Annotated in this window: 15 protein-coding genes; 11 read left to right on the top strand and 4 right to left on the bottom strand. The window is 71.6% G+C overall.

What is annotated here, in order from left to right:
* Positions 1-36 precede the first annotated feature (36 nt).
* The 9 genes from tkt to Pth03_RS00235 all read left to right on the top strand — a co-directional run bounded on the left by tkt (position 37) and on the right by Pth03_RS00235 (position 11,524).
* Positions 37-2,181, top strand: a complete 2,145-nt coding sequence (gene tkt, locus Pth03_RS00275) for a transketolase (protein ID WP_203941996.1) — start codon at positions 37-39, stop codon at positions 2,179-2,181.
* 10 nt (positions 2,182-2,191) lie between these two features.
* Positions 2,192-3,295: a transaldolase gene (tal, locus tag Pth03_RS00270; RefSeq protein ID WP_203941995.1), complete on the top strand. Its 1,104-nt coding sequence runs from the start codon at positions 2,192-2,194 to the stop codon at positions 3,293-3,295.
* 6 nt (positions 3,296-3,301) lie between these two features.
* A complete protein-coding gene (locus tag Pth03_RS00265; protein WP_203941994.1) occupies positions 3,302-4,927 on the top strand; it encodes a phosphoglucose isomerase-related protein in 1,626 nt (541 codons plus the stop codon).
* A gap of 47 nt (positions 4,928-4,974) precedes the next feature.
* Entirely contained in the window at positions 4,975-6,687 is a 1,713-nt protein-coding gene (gene zwf / locus Pth03_RS00260; RefSeq protein WP_239118653.1) for a glucose-6-phosphate dehydrogenase, read from the top strand.
* A 37-nt stretch (positions 6,688-6,724) separates the two neighbouring features.
* Complete coding sequence (locus Pth03_RS00255; protein ID WP_239118652.1) at positions 6,725-7,636, top strand: glucose-6-phosphate dehydrogenase assembly protein OpcA; 912 nt, start codon at positions 6,725-6,727, stop codon at positions 7,634-7,636.
* A gap of 187 nt (positions 7,637-7,823) precedes the next feature.
* On the top strand, positions 7,824-8,600 hold the full coding sequence (pgl, locus tag Pth03_RS00250; protein WP_203941993.1) for a 6-phosphogluconolactonase: 777 nt from the start codon (positions 7,824-7,826) through the stop codon (positions 8,598-8,600).
* Between the two features lie 344 nt (positions 8,601-8,944).
* On the top strand, positions 8,945-9,595 hold the full coding sequence (locus Pth03_RS00245) for an SLATT domain-containing protein (protein WP_203941992.1): 651 nt from the start codon (positions 8,945-8,947) through the stop codon (positions 9,593-9,595).
* Between the two features lie 19 nt (positions 9,596-9,614).
* Positions 9,615-10,856, top strand: coding sequence for a sensor histidine kinase (locus tag Pth03_RS00240; protein ID WP_239118651.1), 1,242 nt, complete (start codon positions 9,615-9,617; stop codon positions 10,854-10,856).
* On the top strand, positions 10,853-11,524 hold the full coding sequence (locus tag Pth03_RS00235) for a response regulator transcription factor (protein ID WP_203941991.1): 672 nt from the start codon (positions 10,853-10,855) through the stop codon (positions 11,522-11,524). The genes Pth03_RS00240 and Pth03_RS00235 overlap by 4 nt, the downstream gene beginning before the upstream one ends.
* Here Pth03_RS00235 and Pth03_RS00230 read toward each other — a convergent pair.
* The 3 genes from Pth03_RS00230 to Pth03_RS00220 all read right to left on the bottom strand — a co-directional run bounded on the left by Pth03_RS00230 (position 11,491) and on the right by Pth03_RS00220 (position 16,189).
* Positions 11,491-12,627 (bottom strand): hypothetical protein, encoded by a 1,137-nt coding sequence (locus Pth03_RS00230; protein ID WP_203941990.1) that lies wholly within the window; start codon positions 12,625-12,627, stop codon positions 11,491-11,493. The genes Pth03_RS00235 and Pth03_RS00230 overlap by 34 nt on opposite strands.
* A 113-nt stretch (positions 12,628-12,740) precedes the next feature.
* Entirely contained in the window at positions 12,741-14,990 is a 2,250-nt protein-coding gene (locus Pth03_RS00225) for a molybdopterin-dependent oxidoreductase (RefSeq protein ID WP_203941989.1), read from the bottom strand.
* Positions 14,991-15,193: 203 nt separating this feature from the next.
* Positions 15,194-16,189, bottom strand: coding sequence for a hypothetical protein (locus tag Pth03_RS00220; protein ID WP_203941988.1), 996 nt, complete (start codon positions 16,187-16,189; stop codon positions 15,194-15,196).
* Positions 16,190-16,263: 74 nt separating this feature from the next.
* On the opposite strand from Pth03_RS00220, the gene Pth03_RS42395 reads away from it, so the two are divergent.
* Positions 16,264-16,920, top strand: coding sequence for a Clp protease N-terminal domain-containing protein (locus Pth03_RS42395; protein WP_203941987.1), 657 nt, complete (start codon positions 16,264-16,266; stop codon positions 16,918-16,920).
* 86 nt (positions 16,921-17,006) lie between these two features.
* Here Pth03_RS42395 and Pth03_RS00210 read toward each other — a convergent pair whose 3' ends face one another.
* Entirely contained in the window at positions 17,007-18,065 is a 1,059-nt protein-coding gene (locus Pth03_RS00210) for a GNAT family N-acetyltransferase (RefSeq protein WP_203941986.1), read from the bottom strand.
* Between the two features lie 192 nt (positions 18,066-18,257).
* Here Pth03_RS00210 and Pth03_RS00205 point away from each other — a divergent pair, with 192 nt between their 5' ends.
* Positions 18,258-19,649: an NAD(P)/FAD-dependent oxidoreductase gene (locus Pth03_RS00205; protein ID WP_239118650.1), complete on the top strand. Its 1,392-nt coding sequence runs from the start codon at positions 18,258-18,260 to the stop codon at positions 19,647-19,649.
* The last annotated feature ends 152 nt before the right edge of the window (positions 19,650-19,801 follow it).

The following is a 19,801-nucleotide window of genomic DNA, read 5'->3' as shown; positions in this document are numbered from 1 at the left end:
TGCGCCGGACCCACTAGGGTCCCCGTGGGGCGGAAAATGCCACAACCGCCGCGAAATAACAAGAGGGGATTCGAGCAGTTGAGCAGCGAAAGCCTTGAGTGGAGCGACCTCGATCGGCAGTCAGTCGACGTTGTACGCGCCCTGGCCATGGACGCGGTGGAGAAGGCGGGTTCGGGGCATCCCGGCACCGCGATGAGCCTCGCTCCCGCCGCATACCTCCTTTTCCAGCGGGTCATGCGGCACGATCCGTCCGACACCGCCTGGGCGGGCCGGGACAGGTTCGTGCTGTCCGCGGGCCACAGCAGCCTGACGCTTTACATTCAGCTGTACCTGTCGGGCTACGGCCTGACTCTGGACGACCTGAAGGCGCTCCGCCAGTGGGGCAGCCTCACCCCGGGCCACCCGGAGCACGGGCACACGGCCGGGGTGGAGACCACCACCGGACCGCTGGGCCAGGGCTTCGGCAACGCCGTGGGCATGGCGATGGCCGCCCGCCGCGAGCGCGGCCTGTTCGACCCGGACGCCGCCCGGGGTGAGTCGCCGTTCGACCACATGATCTGGTGCATCGCGTCCGAGGGCGACATCGAGGAAGGCATCAACCACGAGGTCGCCTCGATCGCCGGCCACCAGCAGCTCGGCAACCTTGTGGTGATCTTCGACTCGAACCAGATCTCGATCGAGGACGACACCAACATCGCCCTGTCGGAGGACGTGCTCAAGCGCTACGAGGCGTACGGCTGGCACGTCCAGGAGGTCGACTGGCTGACCACGGGCGAATACAAGGAGGACGTCCAGGCGCTGTACGCGGCCCTGGAGACCGCCCGGGCCGAGACCGGCAAGCCGTCGATCATCAAGCTCCGCACGATCATCGGCTGGCCCGCGCCGAACAAGCAGAACACCGGCAAGATCCACGGCTCGGCGCTCGGCGCGGCCGAGGTGGCGGCCACCAAGCAGGTCATGGGCATGGACCCGGAGAAGCACTTCGACGTTCCCGACGAGGTGCTCGCCCACGCGCGCGAGGTTCTGGCCCGGGGCCGCGACGCCCACGCCGACTGGGACAAGGGCTACCAGAGCTGGCGCGACTCGAGCCCGGAGCGCGCCGAGCTGTTCGACCGGATCTCGCGCCGCAAGCTGCCCGCCGGCTGGGACACGGTGCTGCCGACCTTCGAGGTGGGCTCCTCCGTCGCCACTCGCAAGGCGTCCGGCGAGGTGCTGACCGCCCTCGCGCCGGTGCTGCCCGAGCTGTGGGGCGGCTCTGCCGACCTGGCCGAGTCCAACCTCACCACGATGAAGGGCGAGCCCTCCTTCATCCCGGAGAACCACCAGACCAAGGAGTTCCCCGGCAACCCGTACGGCCGGACCCTCCACTTCGGCATCCGCGAGCACGGGATGGGCTCCATCCTCAACGGCATCGCGCTGCACAACGGCACCCGCCCCTACGGCGGCACGTTCCTGGTCTTCAGCGACTACATGCGCCCCGCCGTACGGCTGGCCGCGCTGATGAAGCTGCCCGTGACCTATGTGTGGACGCACGACTCGATCGGCCTCGGCGAGGACGGCCCGACCCACCAGCCCATCGAGCACCTGTGGGCGCTGCGCGCGATCCCCGGCCTCGACGTGGTGCGCCCGGCCGACGCGAACGAGACCGCGGCGGCGTGGAAGGTGATCCTGGAGCACGACGACCGTCCCGCGGCCCTCGCGCTCACCCGGCAGAACCTGCCCGTCTACGAGGGCACCGACGACGTGGACAAGGTCGCCCGCGGCGGTTACGTCCTGCAGGACGCATCCAACGGGCAGCCTGAGGTCGTCCTCATCGGCACCGGCAGCGAGGTCGAGATCGCCGTCGAGGCCCGCGCGATCCTCGAATCGCAGGGCATCGCGGCCCGGGTCGTCTCGATGCCGTGCGTCGAGTGGTTCAGGGAGCAGGACGCCGCCTACCGGCAGACCGTGATTCCCTCGGGCGTGAAGGCCCGAGTCGCCATCGAAGCGGGAATCTCCCTCGGCTGGCACGAGTTCGTGGGGGATGCGGGGGAAGTGCTGAGTTTGGAGCACTTCGGAGCCTCCGCTCCGTACAAGACGATCTACGAGCAGTTCGGCCTCACCGCCGACCGACTGGTGGCCGCCGCCAAGGCCAGCCTGGCGAAGTCCGGGGCTGACAAGGGCGAGACGACTGGAAACTGAGGGACTGACAATGAGCGAGAACCTGAAGAGGCTCGTCGACGCCGGCGTCTCCATCTGGCTCGACGACATCAGCCGTGAGCGGCTGCGCAGCGGCAACCTGGCCGCGCTGATCCGTGACAAGGCCGTGACCGGTGTCACGTCGAACCCCACGATCTTCGCGAACGCGCTGAGCAAGGGCGACGCCTACGCCGTGCAGCTGCGGGACCTGGCCGTGCGCGGAGTCTCGGTCGACGAGGCCGTGCGTGCCATCACGACCTTCGACATCCGCTGGGCCGCCGACGTGCTCAAGCCCGTCTACGACGCGACGGGCGGCGTGGACGGCCGGGTCTCCATCGAGGTCGACCCCCGGCTCGCCCGCAAGACCGAGCCCACCATCTCCGAGGCCCGCGCCCTGTGGTGGATGGTCGACCGGCCGAACGTGCACATCAAGATCCCGGCGACGGTCGAGGGCCTTCCCGCGATCACGCAGGCCCTGTCGGAGGGCATCAGCGTCAACGTCACGCTGATCTTCTCCCTCGAGCGGTACCGCGCGGTCATGGACGCCTGGCTGAGCGGCCTGGAGAAGGCCAAGGCCAACGGGCACAACCTGGCCGGCATCGAGTCGGTGGCGTCGTTCTTCGTCAGCCGCGTCGACACCGAGATCGACGCCCGGCTGGAGAAGATCGGCACGCCGGAGGCGCTCGCGCTGAAGGGCCAGGCGGGCGTCGCCAACGCCCGGCTCGCGTTCGCGGCCTTCGAGGAGGTCATGAACTCGCCGCGCTGGCAGGCCCTGCGCACCGCCGGCGCCCGCCCGCAGCGCCCGCTGTGGGCCTCGACCGGCGTCAAGAACCCGGACTACCCGGACACGCTGTACGTCGACCAGCTCGTCACTGCAGGCATCGTCAACACGATGCCCGAGAAGACGCTGGACGTGACGGCCGACCACGGCAAGATCTCCGGCGACACCATCCGGCCGTTCTACGAGCAGGCGTGGAACGTCATGGCCGCGCTCAAGGACGCGGGCATCGACTACGACGACGTCGTGCGCGTCCTCGAGGACGAGGGCGTCGAGAAGTTCGAGACGTCCTGGAAGGAACTCCTCGAGACGGTCGACGCAGAGCTGCGGAAGGCCTGAGCACGCATGTCCATCGACGTTGGCATCGGCGGCGACGCCGATGCCGTACGGGCGGTCAGGGAGTCCCTGACCGCCGAGGGGGTGCCCGCGGCGCTGGCCGCGGGTGATCCCTCGCTGTGGGGTGCGCGGAGCCAGGCGGAGGCGACGATCAGGCTCGGGTGGCTGAACCTCCCGCTGACCGGCAGGGAGCTGCTGCCGGAGATCGTCAACCTCGTCGAGAAGGCCCAGGCCGAGGGTCTCGACCACGTGGTGCTCGCGGGGATGGGCGGCTCCTCGCTCGCCCCCGAGGTGATCTGTGCGACCGAGGACGTGCCGCTGACGGTCCTCGACACGACCGACCCGCACCAGGTGCGGCGGGCCCTTGAGGACCGGCTGGAGCGCACGCTCGTCGTGGTCGCCAGCAAGAGCGGCGCCACGATCGAGACCGACAGCCATCGCAGGATCTACGAGAAGGCGTTCGTGGACGCCGGGATCGACCCGGCCGACCGGATCATCGTGGTGACCGACCCCGGCTCCCCGCTGGAGCAGACGGCCATCGAGTCGGGTTACCAGGTCATCCTGGCCGACCCGAACGTCGGCGGCCGCTACAGCGCGCTCAGCGCGTTCGGCCTGGTGCCGAGCGCGCTGGCGGGGGCCGACGTGAGCAGGCTGCTCGACGACGCCGCCGCCGTACGGCCGCTGCTCGCGCAGAACGAGGGCAACCCGGGCCTGGAGCTCGGCGCCCTGCTCGGCGCGGAGTATCTGGCGGGCCGCGACAAGCTGATCCTGCTGGACAGCCTGTCGGAGATCAACGGCCTGCCCGACTGGATCGAGCAGCTGATCGCCGAGTCGACCGGCAAGCAGGGCAAGGGCATCCTGCCCGTGGTCGGCGCGGAGGCGGCCGAGGACGACGACCAGTACACGGTGAACATCGGCCGTGACGGCGAGCGCAGCATCGACGGGCCGCTGGGCGCGCAGTTCCTCGTCTGGGAGTACGCCACGGCCATCGCGGGCCGGGTCCTCGGAATCGACCCCTTCGACCAGCCGAACGTGGCCGAGTCGAAGGAGAACACGCTCAGGATCCTCGAGGAGGCGGGCGACGGGCCGCTGCCGGCGGGCACGCCGGTGCTGACCGACGGCCCGGTCGAGGTCTACGGCGACCTGCCGGGCAACACCAAGGACCTCGCCGACGTGCTGACCTGGCTGCTCCAGGCGGTGCCCGACCGCGGATACCTGGCGATCATGGCGTACCTGGACCGGGAGGCGGCGTTCGACGCGGCCGCCGTGGGCGACGCCTCGTTCGAGGAGCTGACCGAGGCCTGGGCGAGCGCGGACGTGGCCACGCTGCGCGCCCTGCTGGACTACCGCACCGACCGGCCGGTGACGTTCGGGTGGGGCCCGCGTTTCCTCCACTCGACCGGCCAGTTCCACAAGGGCGGCCCGGCCGCGGGCACGTTCCTGCAGATCACGGGGGCGGTCACGAACGACATCGACGTCCCCGACATGCCGTACACGCTGGGCCGGCTGCAGCTCGCGCAGGCGCTCGGCGACCTGCGGGCGCTGGCCTCCCGGGGAAGACCCGCCGTCCGTCTCCACCTGACCGACCGGATCGCCGGGGTCAGGCACCTTCTCTCGGTGGCAGAGGAGCTCTGACCAATGCGATGCGTTATCGACGAAGGGAACGTCAGGGAGGTGGCCCCATGACTGAGCCGACAGGGCAGGCCGACCCGGCCCAGCCCGAAGCCGTACCAGTGACAGTGCAGACCGAACCGGCCGAGCCGGAGGTCGCGCCGGTGGCGCCGCCGGCCCCCACGACGACTCCCGCCGCGCCGGTCGAGCACTCGACCGCCGTCGCGGCGCAGGTGGCGTCCGTCGCCACCACCGAGGAGACGATCGCGGGCAACCCGCTGCGCGACCCCCGCGACAAGCGGCTCCCCCGCGTGGCCGGGCCGTGCGTGCTCGTGCTGTTCGGCGTGACCGGCGACCTCGCCAAGCGCAAGCTGTTGCCGGCGATCTACGACCTGGGCAACCGTGGGCTGTTGCCGCCCGGGTTCTCCCTGGTGGGCTTCGCCAGGCGTGACTGGGCGCACGAGGACTTCGCGCAGGTCACCTACGAAGCTGTCAAGGAGAACGCGCGGACGCCGTTCCGCGAGGAGGTCTGGAAGCAGATCCGCGAGGGCATCCACTTCTGCCCGGGCGAGTTCGACGACGACGGCGCGTTCGACGTGCTGTCGATGATGCTCAAGGAGATCGACCAGACCCGGGGCACGGGGGGCAACTACGCCTTCTACCTCTCGGTGCCGCCGAAGTTCTTCCCCACGGTGATCGAGCAGATCAAGCGGACCGACCTGGCCAAGGCCCCGGACGGCTCGTGGCGGCGCGTGGTCATCGAGAAGCCGTTCGGCCACGACCTCAAGAGCGCCCGCGAGCTCAACGCGATCACCAACGCGGTCTTCCCGGAGGAGTCGGTCTTCCGGATCGACCACTACCTGGGCAAGGAGACCGTCCAGAACATCCTGGCGCTCCGCTTCGCCAACACGCTGTACGAGCCGATCTGGAACCGCGGCTACGTCGACCACATCCAGATCACGATGGCCGAGGACATCGGCATCGGGGGTCGTGCGGGCTACTACGACGGCATCGGCGCGGCCAGGGACGTGATCCAGAACCACCTGCTCCAACTGCTCGCTCTGGTGGCGATGGAGGACCCGATCTCCTTCGACGCCGACGCGCTGCGGCGGGAGAAGGAGAAGGTGCTGCGGGCCGTGCAGCTGCCGGCCGACCTGGCCACCGGCACCGCGCGCGGCCAGTACGCCAGGGGCTGGCAGGGCGGCGAACCCGTCGTCGGCTATCTGGAGGAGGACGGCATCTCGCCGGACTCGATCACCGAGACCTACGCGGCCGTCCGCCTGGAGGTGGCCAACCGCCGCTGGGCGGGTGTGCCGTTCTACCTGCGCACGGGCAAGCGGCTCAGCCGCCGCATGACCGAGGTCGCCGTCGTGTTCCAGCGGGCGCCGCACCTGCCGTTCAGCAAGGACGACACGGAGATCCTCGGGCAGAACGCCCTGGTGATCCGGGTGCAGCCGGACGAGGGCATCACGGTGCGCTTCGGGTCGAAGGTGCCGGGCACGGCCATGGAGGTCAGGGACGTCAGCATGGACTTCGCCTACGGCGAGTCGTTCATGGAGTCGTCTCCCGAGGCGTACGAGCGGCTGCTGCTGGACGTCATGATCGGCGACCCGCCGCTGTTCCCGCACCAGAAGGAGGTCGAGCTCTCCTGGATGATCATGGACCCGGTCGAGGAGTTCTGGGCCGCCCACGGCCAGCCGGAGGGTTACGCCTCCGGCGGCTGGGGCCCCGCGTCGGCCGACGCCATGCTCGCCAGGGACGGACGCGCCTGGAGGCGGATGTGAACCGGCTGCCCGAAGCGCAAAACGAGGGGAGCTCGCGGTGACGACCTTCAACCTGACAGAGACGACGGCGTCGAAGATCTCCTCGACGCTCACCCGGCTGCGCCACCAGATGGGCGCTCCGGCCGTGGGCATGGTGCTGACGCTCGTGATGGTGGTCGACGAGGCCGGGCAGTACGACGCGGTCCGGGCGGCGACCGAGGCGGCGCGCGAGCACCCGTCGCGCATACTGGTGATCATCAACCGTGATCCGGCCGAGCCCAACCGGCTCGACGCCGAGATCAGGGTGGGCGAGTCCTCCCCCGGCGAGGTCGTGCTGCTGCGCCTGTACGGCGAGCTGACCGGCCACGCCGACTCGGTGATCACCCCGCTGCTGCTCACCGACACCCCCGTCGTGGTCTGGTGGCCCGGCGACGCCCCCGCGGTGCCCGCGCAGGACCCCGTCGGACGGCTGGCCAGCCGGCGCATCACCGACGCCCGCTCCACGCGTGACCCGCTGGCGACGATCACGTCCAGGCTCGGCGGCTACGTCCCCGGGGACACCGACCTGACCTGGACCCGGCTCACCCCGTGGCGGAGCCTGCTCGCCGCGGCGTTCGACCAGCCGGTGGGGAAGGTCGAGTCCGGTGTCGTGGAGGCCGTGCCCGACAACGCCAGCGCGCCGCTGCTCGCGGCGTGGTTGTCGCAGCGGCTCGGCGCCCCCGTCCGGGTGACCGACTCCTCCGGCCCCGGCCTCACCGCCGTGCGGCTCGACCTGGGCGGCGGCGGCCGGCTCGAGGTGACCAGGGGCGACGCCCGGCTGGCCACACTGTCCAAGCCCGGTCAGCCCGACCGGCGGGTCGCGCTGACGCGCAGGGCCACCTCCGAGCTCCTCGCCGAGGAACTGCGCAGGCTGGACCCAGACGAGACGTACTCGTCGGCGCTGCAGCAACTGGCCAAGGGATCCGGCTGACCCGTGGCCGGGGAGCCCCGTGGCGGGCTCCCCGGCCGCATGGCCGGGTCCCGATTCGGTCGGCATGACGGCGGGTCGGACGGAAGACCGGCCCGGACATGCGAACCTGGCAGGTGAAGCGCCCGGCACGCCCGAGTCGCCGGGGCTTTTGGCACGTGAAATCCACGCGCGTGAAAGAGAAGACGTCATGAGCGTTCCCACAGTCATCGTCCACCGCGACACCGAGGTGCTGGCCCAGGCGGCCGCCGCCCGGCTGATCACGCGGCTGGTGGACACCCAGGCCGCCCGCGGCTCGGCCCACGTCGTGCTGACCGGCGGGACCGTCGGCATCGCCACGCTCGCGGCGGTGGCCGCGACGCCCGCCCGTGACGCGATCGACTGGCGCGCGCTCGACATCTGGTGGGGAGACGAGCGGTTCCTCCCCGACGGCCACCCCGAGCGCAACGAGACCGGGGCCAGGCAGGCCCTGCTCGACCACGTGGACGTCGACCCGTCCCGCGTGCACCCGATGCCCGGCCCGGATTCCGGCCTCACGGCGGAGGAGGCGGCCGAGGCGTACGCCGTCGAGCTGGCCAAGGCCGCCAGGCCCGAGGACCACGGCCCGGTGCCCACGTTCGACGTGCTGCTCCTCGGGATGGGCCCGGACGGGCACGTCGCGTCCCTGTTCCCCGGCCAGCCGGCGTTGTACGAGCAGGAGCGCTCGGTCGTGGCGGTGCACGGCTCGCCCAAGCCGCCGCCCACCCGGATCTCCCTGACCTTCCCGGCCATCAACGCCGCCCGTGAGGTGTGGGTGGTCGCCGGAGGCGCGGAGAAGGCGCAGGCCGTCCACCTCGCCCTATCGTCCGCCGGCCCGATGCAGGTGCCGGCGGCGGGGGCCAGGGGACGTCACGGCACCCTCTTCCTGCTCGACCGGGGATCCGCCACCAAGATCCCCCCCACCCTCGGCCGCATCGCCTCCCCCTGACCTCCAGAGGGCCCTGGGTCCCCCGGGCCCAGGGCCCCTCTTGGGCGTGATCATGCAGAAGTTCGGGTTTCATGCCCGCGACCTGGCCCGACCCGTATCGTGATCATGCAGAAGTTCGGCGATGTGCCGCCCGACCTGCGACGACGCATGTCGTGATCATGCACGACCCGCCGGGGCTCCCCTCAGCCCGTAACCTCCGAAAGCCGTACGGCCACGCCGGAAGTCTGGGACTCGGGCTTCTGGTCGGCGATCAATCTGTGTACGTTCGCACCAGATGACCTCGCCGATCCCCGGCAGGTGCCGTACGACACCGAGCTGACGCAGCCTCCGGAGAAGAAGTGACCATGCCTGACGGGCCGGGCGCCCCCACCCCCCTGAAAGCCGACCTGCGGAAGGCCGCCAGGCGCGCACGCAGGCAGCGCGACCTGCGCACGCACCGGTTCGTGCTGCTGTCGCCCGAGCAGTGGCGGGCACCCGACGAGGCGCTGCGCCGGATGTACGAGGTCGCGGAGGGCAGGGCGATCGAGAACGCCGAGTGGTACCTGGACGACCGGATGCGCAAGCGTGTCCCGTCCCAGATCCTGCGCGCCCTGGCGATCCTGCTGGGCGCGGCGGGCGCCCTCCAGCCGCTGATCGCGACCGCCGGAGGCACCCAGAACAACTCGGGCAACCTCGCCTGGGGATACGTGCTGCTGGCGGCCGCCGGCGTCTGCATCGGCTTCGACCATTTCCTCGGGCTGTCCTCGGGGTGGATGCGCGACATGGTCGCCGTGCAGAAGATTCAGCGCCGGCTCGTCGAGTTCCAGCTCGACTGGGCCGCGCTCAACGCGCACGACGCCCTCAACTCGCAGCCCACCCCGGTCCACGACTATCTCGAACTCCTTCGAGCCTTCATGTCCGACATTTCGGTCATCACTGCCGAGGAGACCTCGGAATGGGTGAGCGACTTCCAGAACGCGGTCGCCCAGCTCAACACCCAGGCCGGCGCGCGCTGAATCACGCGACATGGCGCGCGTGACGATTCGTACGGTGACCGGCCCCCTGGTCAGCGGCACGACCTACCGCCGGGGGGTCCATCTGTTGCTCGGCGGCATCCTCCTCCTGCCGTACCTGCTGGTGGGCGCCGCCTTCGTGGAGCTGTCGACCGCTCCCCAGATGCCTCCGGCGCTGACCCTGCTGGTGCTGGCCGTCGCGCTTCCCATCGCCGGGGTGCCGCCGTTCCTGAGGGGCACTCGGGCACTGGAGATCGTGGCCGCGCGGGCACTGCTCGGCGTTCCTCTCCCCGACCCGCCCGCGACGGCCGAGCGCGGACGGCATGCGCGGGAGACCCGCCTGCGTGCCGCGTTGTGGTTCGCCGTGCATCTGGTGATCGGCGGCCTGGTGGCGGCACTGCTGCTCATCCCCATGGTGATGGCGGTGATCTTCATCGGCCAGCGGCTCGGCGTCGGCGGGCAGGCGCTGTCCGGTCTGCGGCTCGGGCCCCTGGACGAGCACGACTCGGGCTGGCTCGCCGTCCTCGGCGTCGTGCTGATCGTCGGCGTGGTGTACGCCGTGGCGGGGCTCGGGGCGCTCGCCGCCGTCATGGCCCCCGTGCTGCTCGGGCCGTCGCCCGCCGAGCGGATCGCCGCCCTCGAGGCCCATGCCGTACGGCTGGCCGAGCGAAACCGGCTGGCCCGCGAGCTGCACGACTCGGTCGGGCACGCGCTGACGGTGACGACGGTGCAGGCGGCGGCCGCGCGGGAGGTGCTCGACGACGATCCGGCGTTCGTGCGCCGCGCGCTCGGCGCGATCGAGGAGGCCGGGCGCGCCGCGGCCGAGGAGCTCGACCTCCTGCTCGGCATGCTGCGGGACGGCGAGGCCTCCGACCGCTCCTCCGGGCACGATCTGAACGGCCTCGGCCGCCTGGTGGCCGACTCGCGCGGCGCCGGGGTCGAGGTGCGCGCCGAAATCGCCGGCAGGGTGGACGAGGTGCCCGCCCCGGTGTCGCGGGAGGGTTACCGGATCGTGCAGGAGAGCCTCACCAACGTGCTGCGTCACGCCGGCCCGGTGCCGGTCGACCTGCGCGTCGCGCTCGACGGCGAGGTCCTCGTCATCGACGTGGCCAGCCCCCTCACCCGGCCCGTACGGCCAGGCGACGGCCGGGGCATCACCGGCATGCGCGAACGGGTGGGCCTGCTCGGGGGAACCATGACGGCCGGGCCGGACGACGGGAGGTGGCGCGTGCACGTACGTCTGCCGGCGGTGAGGCCGTCGTGACGATCCGGGTCGCGATCGTCGACGACGACGAGCTCATCCGGGTGGGCCTTCGGGTCATCGTCGGCGCGCAGCCGGGCCTCGAGGTCGTGGGCGAGGCGGCCGACGGGGCGGAGGTGATGACGATGGTCGCCCGGACCCGTCCTGACGTGGTGCTGATGGACGTGCGCATGCCCGCCATCGACGGCATCACGGCGACCCGCCGCCTGTTGGCCGTGTCGGGCGAGCCGCCGAAGGTGCTGGTCATCACCACGTTCGAGAACGACGACTACGTGTACGAGGCGTTGCGTGCGGGGGCGAGTGGGTTCGTGCTCAAGCGCGCCCGCCCCGCGGAGGTGGTCGAGGCGATCCGGGTGGTGGCCGGAGGGGAGTCGCTGGTGTTCCCCGCGGCCCTCCGCCGTCTGGTCAGGGCGCACGGCCCGGCGGGAGGGGATGCGGCGGGAGGGGCGGCCGAGCGGCTGCGCCGGGCCCGGCTGACCGAGCGTGAGGCCGAGGTGCTGCGGCTGATGGCGGCGGGCCTTTCCAACGCCGAGATCGCCTCGGCCCTCGTGGTGGGGGCCGAGACGATCAAGACGCATGTGGGCAACGTGCTCGGCAAGCTCGGCGCCCGCGACCGCACCCAGGCGGTCATCGTCGCCTACGAATCGGGGTTCGTCAGCCCGGCGGGCTGAGCGCCGCCCAGTCCGCAGGCCGTGCAGGCGCCCCGCCGCCTCAGGTGGTAGGCGTAGGCCGCGAAGGCGAGGGCGATCCCCCAGACAGGCCACAACATGTGCGTGACGACCAGCGCCTTGCTGTATCCGGCCACGTGCCAGATCGCGGACGACGTCGCGATGCCCAGGCCGGCGGAGACGACGATGGGCGCGACGTACGCGGCCGGAATCACCGCCAGCTTGATCGGCACCCGCCGCCCCGCCAGTCCGACCATCCATCGCGGGAAGACCTCACCCCAGCGCTGGATCAGCCCGAGGGTCAGGACCGAGCCGACCACGGCGAACGCGCCGAGCCCCGCCCCGGCCCAGACCCCACCGCTGTCCTGGAGCTCCCGCAGCATGTCGTCGGTGATGCCGAGCGGGATGCCCGCCAGCCAGGCGAGACGGCTCGCGGCGTAGAGAAGCGGCACCACGACGGCGACCAGGGTCGCCCGGCGGCCCCACCGGAGGATCCGGGCGCTGCCGTCCGCGCCGGGACGCCGGCCGCACCGAGCGCACGCTGCCCGGGTCGTGCGTTGCCAGGACAACACCGCGAATCCGAGGAGATAGCCGCCGGCCATGCACCACACCTCGTTGGCCATCGACCAGTTGAGGACGTGGCTGTAGTCGACGTCGGGCGGCCAGCCGAACGGCGCGCCGATGATCAACATGGGCGCATACCCGGTCAGGGCCAGCGCGTTCGCGCTCGGGACGACCGCCAGCAGGGCGGCGGAGACCGCCCACCCGAAGGTCAGCAGGGCCGCCCGGGGCAGCCCGCTGAGCCGTACGGCATGCCGGCCTGCCATGGCGAGGGCCGCGACGGCGGTGGCCAGCAGAACGGCGGCGAAGACGGGGGCGCCCACGTCCGGCGAGACGCCGTGAAGCACGGCGTCGGGCTCGTTGCGCCAGAACGGGTACCCCCGGCCCGTCAGCGTCCAGACGAGCGCGGCGACACCGTAGGTGGCCGCCCAGGCGGCGGCAGCGTAGGCGACCCAGACGCCTCGGTGCCGGGTGGGCGGCGTGCCTCCAGAAGCCGCCGCTGCTGGAACGGGCGCCGGCGGAACAGGTGCGGATGGAGCGTGCATCGTGCCCCTTTCGTGGGAGGTGGAGAACCTGCACCTCCCACGGTCGCCGTGCGGCCGCTCCTGCGACTCCCCTCGGGGCGTGAACCGCCTCCCCCGCACAGGGGAGGCGGCTCTCAGCGGGCGACGGCCTCCACCCGGGCGGGCACGTGCTTGTGCCAGGGCGTCCCGGCGTACGGGTCGCGGTCGCCCGCGGCGGTCAGCTCGTTGGGGGCCGCTCCGGTGACCGAAGGTGCGCCGTCGGCGCCCGGATAGGAAAGCCCCAGGCCGTTGGGGAGCGAGACATGGCCGGGCTGCAGCCCGTCGTTGATCTCGACCGGCACCTCGACGCTGCCCGTCCGGGTCGTGACCCGGGCCAGCGCGCCCGCGGCCAGGCCGAGCCGCTCGGCGTCGGCCGGGCAGATGCGCAGCGTCCCCGCCGCGTCGCGCCTGCGCCAGGCCGGATCACGGAAGATCGTGTTGGCGGTGAAGGCCCGGCGCTCCCCCGCCGACAACACATACGGGAAGTCGGGGTCGGTGGCGGGGCCGTTCCCGAGGTCGCCGACCACGCTCAGCAGCTCGGGGATCGCCAGGTGGATCTTCTTGTCGGGCGTGCCGAGCCTGCCCATCGCGTCGCCCTCCTGGTCCCTGCTGAAGACCACGCCGGAGGGGCGGGCGAGGATCGCGTCGAACAGCCGCTCCCCCAGCTCCGGGCCTTCCCCTTCGATGCCGGCCCGCCGTACGGCGTCAGGGTGGGCGGCGGCCAGCCGGTGCGCGAGCGGCCACAAGGACGCGGCCGCCGCGGCGCCGTGCGGGAGCGTGGGGCCCAGAGTCCGGTACAGCAGGACGCTCGCGATCTTGGCGAGCCCGGGGTCGGTCAGCGTCTGGAGGAACGCCGCGGCGAAGGCCGCCCGCCCTCCCGTGGTGAGCGCTTCGCGGAGGGGTGTCAGGTCGGGGACGACGCCGAGGGCCTCGCACAGACGGGCGTGGATCTCCGGCTCGGGCAGCAGGTCGGACCCCTCCGGCGGGCCGAGCACCGGACGGCGCAGGTGGAAGTAGTTGTCGGGCGTCTCCAGGTTGAAGAACGTGGCCTCCCACTTCTCGAACTGCGAGGGAGCCGGCAGCACGTAGTCGGCCATGCGGGCCGTCTCGGTCATCGCGACGTCGATCACCACGAGTAGGTCGAGCGCCTCCAGCGCCTCGCGCATGCGCGGCGAGTCCGCCACCGAGTGAACGGGATTGGCGGTTTCCACGAGCATGGCCCGATATCGGCGGGGATGGTCGGCGAGGACCTCTTCGGCGATCACGTTGGCGGGCACGAGGCCGGAGATGATGCGCGCCCCCGCGACCGGACTGACCCGGTCGCGCTTGGGCCCCCAGTGGGAGAAGGACACCAGCGGGGCGAGCGGGATCGGCGGGTTGTTGGTGCCGAGACGGCCGATGTTGCCGGTCAGCGACACCAGCAGGAGGTCGAGATAGCTGGTGACGGTGGAGTGCGGCGACATCTGCACGCCCAGGTCCTCGTGCAGGGCCACGCTGCTCGCCGTGGCGATCCGGCGGGCGGCCGTACGGATCAGTTCTTCCCCGACGCCGGATATTTCGGCGTATTCGCTGATCGGGATGCGCCGGAGCGCCGCGACCACCTCGTCGACGTCCACGGCGTGCGCGGCCAGCCAGTCATGCGCGATCAGATCTTCCTGGACCACCACGGCCACCATGGCCGCGAGCAGCCAGGCGTCGGTCCCCGGCCGCACCGCGAGGTGGATGTCGGCCAGTTCGGCGGTCTCCGTACGCCGCGGGTCGATCACGATCAACGAGCGGCGCGGATCACGGGCGATCTCCCGGAGCGTCGGCCGGGCCCGGGGAACGCCGTGTGACTGCCAGGGGTTCTTCCCGACGAACAGGGCGACCTCGCAGTGGTCGAGATCTCCCGTCGTGACGGCGCCGAGCATCTGGTCGCTCACCCAGAACAGGCCGGTCTTCTCCTGCGCAAGGGCGTTCGACCGATAGCGGGCGCCGAGCGAGCGGAGGAACGCGCCCGCGTAGGAGCCGCCCAGGTGGTTGCCCTGGCCTCCCCCGCCGTAATAGAAGATCGTCTCGCCGCCGTATGCGTCCCTGACGCCCGCGAATCCTCCGGCGACCTCGCGGATCGCCGTGTCCCAGTCGATCTGCTCGAAGGAGCCGTCGGGCCGCCGGCGCAGCGGGTGGGTGAGCCGGTCTCGGGCGTTCTGGTAGTGGTCGAGACGCAGGGGCTTCTCGCAGGTGTAGCCCTGGGAGGACGGGTGCGCCTTGTCTCCCCGGATCCGCTCGAACCTGCGCCCGTCCAGCTTGATCTCGATGCCGCAGTTGCACGCGCAGAGCACGCAGGCGGTGGAATGCCAGTCCAAGACGCCTCCCGGCCGTGGATGCTGAGTCAATCTGATGAACTCAGGCTAGCCCGGGACCACGTCCGCTGTCTTCCCCCGGAGGCCATTCACGGAGGAATACACCAAGGTCAGCGCTTTACGCAGGTGGCCCTGCTGCCCACATCTCACCGACCTGTCCGGAGCCCCGCCGGCGCGGACGTCCGCGGACAGCGGGCGTAGAACGGCTATGCCTCCGTGATCGACGGTGCGTCCCTGACCGCCGCCTCCGCCGTGCCGGCGCGGGCACGCGCGGCCTCCGCGGCCCGGCGCGCCCGGCCCTCCTCCCGCCTGGCGACGTCCAGCCGGTGCCCGGCCGCCTCCAGCCTGTCCTTCGCCGCGGCCAGCCTGCCCGCCAACTCGGCGACGTCCTCCGCCAGCGAGTCGCGATCCTGTACGGCCTGAGCCAACTCGGCCTCCCAGGCGGCGTGGCCCTCCTCCGCCTCCTCCGCGGCGCGCCGGGCGTCGGCGAGGGCCCGGTCCAGCTCCCGGCGGCGGCGCTCGGCCGCCTGCCGCTCCGCCGCGCGTTCGTGCGTACGGGAGGCCCCCTTCTTCGCCTCACGCGCCTTCGGGGACGGCCGGGCCTTCGTGGCCGCAGGCGCGGGGGCGAACCCGCTGTAGCTGAGGCCTCGTACCAGCCGGCCCTGCCGTACCTGCTCCGCGGCGGTCTCGTCCACCACCGCGGCGTCGAGGGTCTGCTCGATCTCGGTGGCCGCCGCACCTGTGAGCGGCTGGCCGCTCTCCTCGGCGTCCTGCCGGATCAGCCTGGTGAGCCGGGCCGTCGCCGCCGATCTCTCCCGGGTGAGCGCGGCCAGCTCCCCGGCGTCCTGCCGCTGCCACGCGTCGCGGAGCCGCGCCCCCACGTCGAGCAGGTCATCCAGTTCGTCCGGATGGCGGCGGCTCGCCTGGTTGACGGCCCAGCCGACGACCGTGGGCCGGCGCAGCGCGGCGATCTGCCGGGCGAGCCCGGCGTCCTCCGCGGCCTTGGCCTCCTTCGCCAAGGCGTCGCGCGCGGCGACGAACTCTCCCGGCGGCAGGCCGTACAGGCGGTCGGCCGCCCCGTCGAGGTCCATGGCTCCACCAGTACCCGCCGCCGTGCCCGCCGTCCACCCGTCCGCGAGGAACACGCCATGGAGTCCGGCCGCCGCGCACCACAACCCGTACGGCAGGCGGGAAAACGGCATCTCACGTGCCCGGCGATGCCGCCGGACCGGGATGCCGGCGCATAGTGGAAGCACCGCCAAGGACGGAGGCTTTCGTGTTCGAACGCTTCACCGACCGCGCCCGCCGCATCGTGCTCCTCGCACAGGAGGAGGCGAAGAAGCTCGGCCATCAGCGCATCGGCACCGAGCACGTCCTGCTCGGGCTGATCCGCGAGAACGAAGGTGCCGCGGGAAAGCTCCTGCGCGAGGAGGGGCTCGACCTGGAGTCGCTGCGCGCGGCCGTCGAACGGCTGGCCCCTCGAGGCTCGGGAAGCCCGGGCGGCCACCTCAACTTCACGCCGCGCGCCAAGAAGGTGCTCGAACTGTCGCTCCGCGAATCCCTGACCCTGCGCCACGCCCACATCGGCACCGAGCACATCCTCCTCGGGCTGCTCCGGGAGGGCGAGGGCCTGGGCGCTCAGGCTCTGGCCGCGTCCGGCGCCGACCTCGGCAGGATCCGGGCGAAGATCCTCGAAGAGAGCCGGTTCCGACGCGAGGAGTGGGGCCGGCCGGGGGGCTTCGTCGCCGGCGGGCTGTCCATCACGGCCAGGCTCGACCGGCTGCAGGAGTCCGTGGACCGCATCGAAAGGCGGCTGGACGCGATGAACGTGCCGCCCGCCCCGGACACGCCCGCCGTACCGGAGCCGGAACCCGGCGCACGAAGCACCCCGCCACCTCCGGAGGACGTGGCAGGCGGGCCCCCCTCCGCATGACGGCCACGATGTCGATCACACCGTGTCGGTCATCCCGGCCCGGCGTTCCCTGAGCCTCACCGGGCCAGGACGACCACTGTGACGGATCAGCTCGGGGAGGCCGCCGCCATCGCCCCTACGGCGATGCGCGCCTCCATCACACCGGGGTCCTCGGTGTGGGAGAGCGTGGCGCCGAGGGAGGCCAGAAGCCTGCGCATACGGGTGTTGTCGAAAAGGAGGGTCGCCCTGACCTCGGCGAAGCCGAGATCGCGGGCCTCCTGCATGAGCATCCGGGCCATCGCCGTGCCGAGCCCCTTGCCCTGCCAGCGGTCCTCCACGAGGAAGGCGATCTCGGCGATGCCCGGGTCGGGAGTGAACATGAGCGAGGCCACGGCCACCACCTGGCCGTCGTTTCCGGCCACCAGCGAATGGCCGCGCGTACGGTCGCAGAGCCGGTCGAACACCCTGGGGGGCAGCGTCGGCATCGACGTGAAGTAGCGGAACCGCCGCGTCTCCGGCGAGCAGCGCTCGTGCAGGTCGCGCAGAGCCTCGCGGTAGAGCGACGTGAGCGGCCTGATCAGCACCTCCTCGCCGTCTTCGAGCCGCAGGGGACCCTCGGCGGGAACGGGCTCGGCGGGCGGCTGCGCGAGCCGTACAAGCGCGGCGGCCCGGGCGGCCTCGGTCAGCGTGAACGGAAGGCCGGCGCGGCGCAGCCGGATCGCACGGCGCGGAGCGACCGGAACGATCAGCAACGTCGGGTCGGGAAGCTCGCCCTGCTCGGCGTCGGGGCGCGGGCGGGCCGGGTCGGCCCCGTAGATCCAGCGGGCGTCGTCGGCGCGCAGCAGTTCGCCCACGACCTCGGGCAGCCGCCAGGGCATGGAACGCAGCCGCGCGGCCAGCAGCAGCGCCCGCGTGGGCTCGTCGGTGAGTTCGTGCGCCGTCGCCGGGACGACCTGGACCCTGCGGCCCCCCGCCGCCTCAAGCGCCTCACGCACCACATCGGGCGAGGCGGGGATCTCCGTCACGAACTCGTCGACGGTGCCGTCGGCGTCGGGCTGGACGGACAGGCCGAGGATGTTCCCGCCCTTCTCCGCCAGCGCCGCCGTGAGGGCGGCCAGCCGCCCCGGCCGCTCGTCGACCGTCGTCCGTACCCGCCAGAACCCCATTGGTGCCGCTCCCTCCGTTGCTGAGACCAGGGTGCATGAGTTCTGTTACGCGATTGCTACATAACAGTGAGCCATCCGTTTCGGGTTGATTTACTCGTATATCACTGATGTTCTCGGCACGCTCATCGCGATTCGCCAACGACTTCCGTTGTGGGATGTAGATGCCAGAACGGATATAGCAGGATGTGCACCATGAGTGCTCCGCTTTCGCCCGGCTTCGTCAACGGTGATGTGTCGTTCTGGTATCGCTCCCTCCCCACGCCGGGAAACCCCCTCGACGGAGATCGCGAGGCCGACGTGGCCATCGTGGGCGCGGGGTACACGGGCCTGTGGACCGCCTATTACCTCAAGAAGGCGCAACCCTCCCTCAAGGTCGTGGTGCTGGAGAAGGAGTTCGCCGGGTTCGGGGCGTCGGGGCGCAACGGCGGCTGGCTGACGGGCGCACTGGCCGGCGACCCGGAGCGTTATGCGAAGACCCACGGCCCGGACGCCGCCAGGCGCCTGCAGCGCGCGATGTTCGCGGCCGTCGACGAGGTCATCCGGGTGGCGGCCGAGGAGGGCGTCGAGGCCGACATCGTCAAGGGCGGCATCACCACCGTGGCCAGGTCGGCGGCCCAGGCCGGCCGGCTGCGGGACGACCTGGCCTGGCAGCGGGAATGGGGCTGGGACGAGGAGGATGTGCGCCTGCTGTCGCCCGGCGAGATGAACGAGCGCCTCCGGGTGGACGGCGCCCTCTCCGCGACGTGGAGCCCTCACTGCGCGAGAATCCAGCCCGCCAAACTCGTGCGCGGGCTGGCGCGGGCCGTACGGGATCTGGGGGTGGAGATCTTCGAGGGGACCCCGGTGACACGGATCGTCGGCGGCGGCGCGGTCACGCCGTACGGCACGGTGACGGCCCCCTACGTGCTGCGCTGCACCGAGGGGTTCACGGCGAACCTCCCCGGCCACCACCGCGACTGGCTTCCCATGAACAGCTCGATGATCGTGACGGAGCCCCTGCCCGAGGAGGTGTGGGAGACCATCGGCTGGGCGAAGCGCGAACTGCTCGGCGACATGGCGCACTACTACATGTACGCCCAGCGGACCGCCGACGACCGCATCGCCTTCGGCGGGCGGGGCAAGCCGTACCTGTTCGGCTCGAAGGTCAACGAGCGGGGGCTCACGCACACCTGGACGGTCGACGCGTTGTGGGACCTGCTGGTCTCGTTCTTCCCGTCGGTCGCCTCGTCCTCGGTGGCGCACGCCTGGTCGGGTGTGCTGGGCGTGCCGCGCGACTGGTGCGCGACCGTGCACGTCGACCACACGACCGGCCTCGGCTGGGCCGGCGGGTACACCGGCCACGGCGTGACCACCACCAACCTGGCGGGGCGCACATTGTGTGATCTCGTGCTCAGGCGGGACAGCGAGCTGACCGGCCTGCCATGGGTGGACCGCCGGGTGCGGTCGTGGGAGCCCGAGCCGCTGCGCTGGCTCGGCGTGCACTCGATGTACCGCCTGTACCGCCTGGCCGACGCCCGCGAGAGCAGGGGGATGACCAAGACCTCCACCCTCGCCAAGATCGCCAACAAGATCACCGGCCACTGACCCCCCAGCCCCCCACCCCCCCTTGGGCGTGATCATGCAGAACTTCGGCGATCCGGCCGATGACCTGCGCCGACCCATTCCGTGATCATGCAGAAGTTCGGCCCAAGCTACCCTGACCTGAGGAAACCCGATTCGTGATCATGCAGTTCGCA

It is taken from the genome of Planotetraspora thailandica (genome assembly GCF_016863335.1).
Lineage (GTDB): Bacteria > Actinomycetota > Actinomycetes > Streptosporangiales > Streptosporangiaceae > Planotetraspora > Planotetraspora thailandica.
This window is presented reverse-complemented; position numbering and strand designations above follow the sequence as displayed.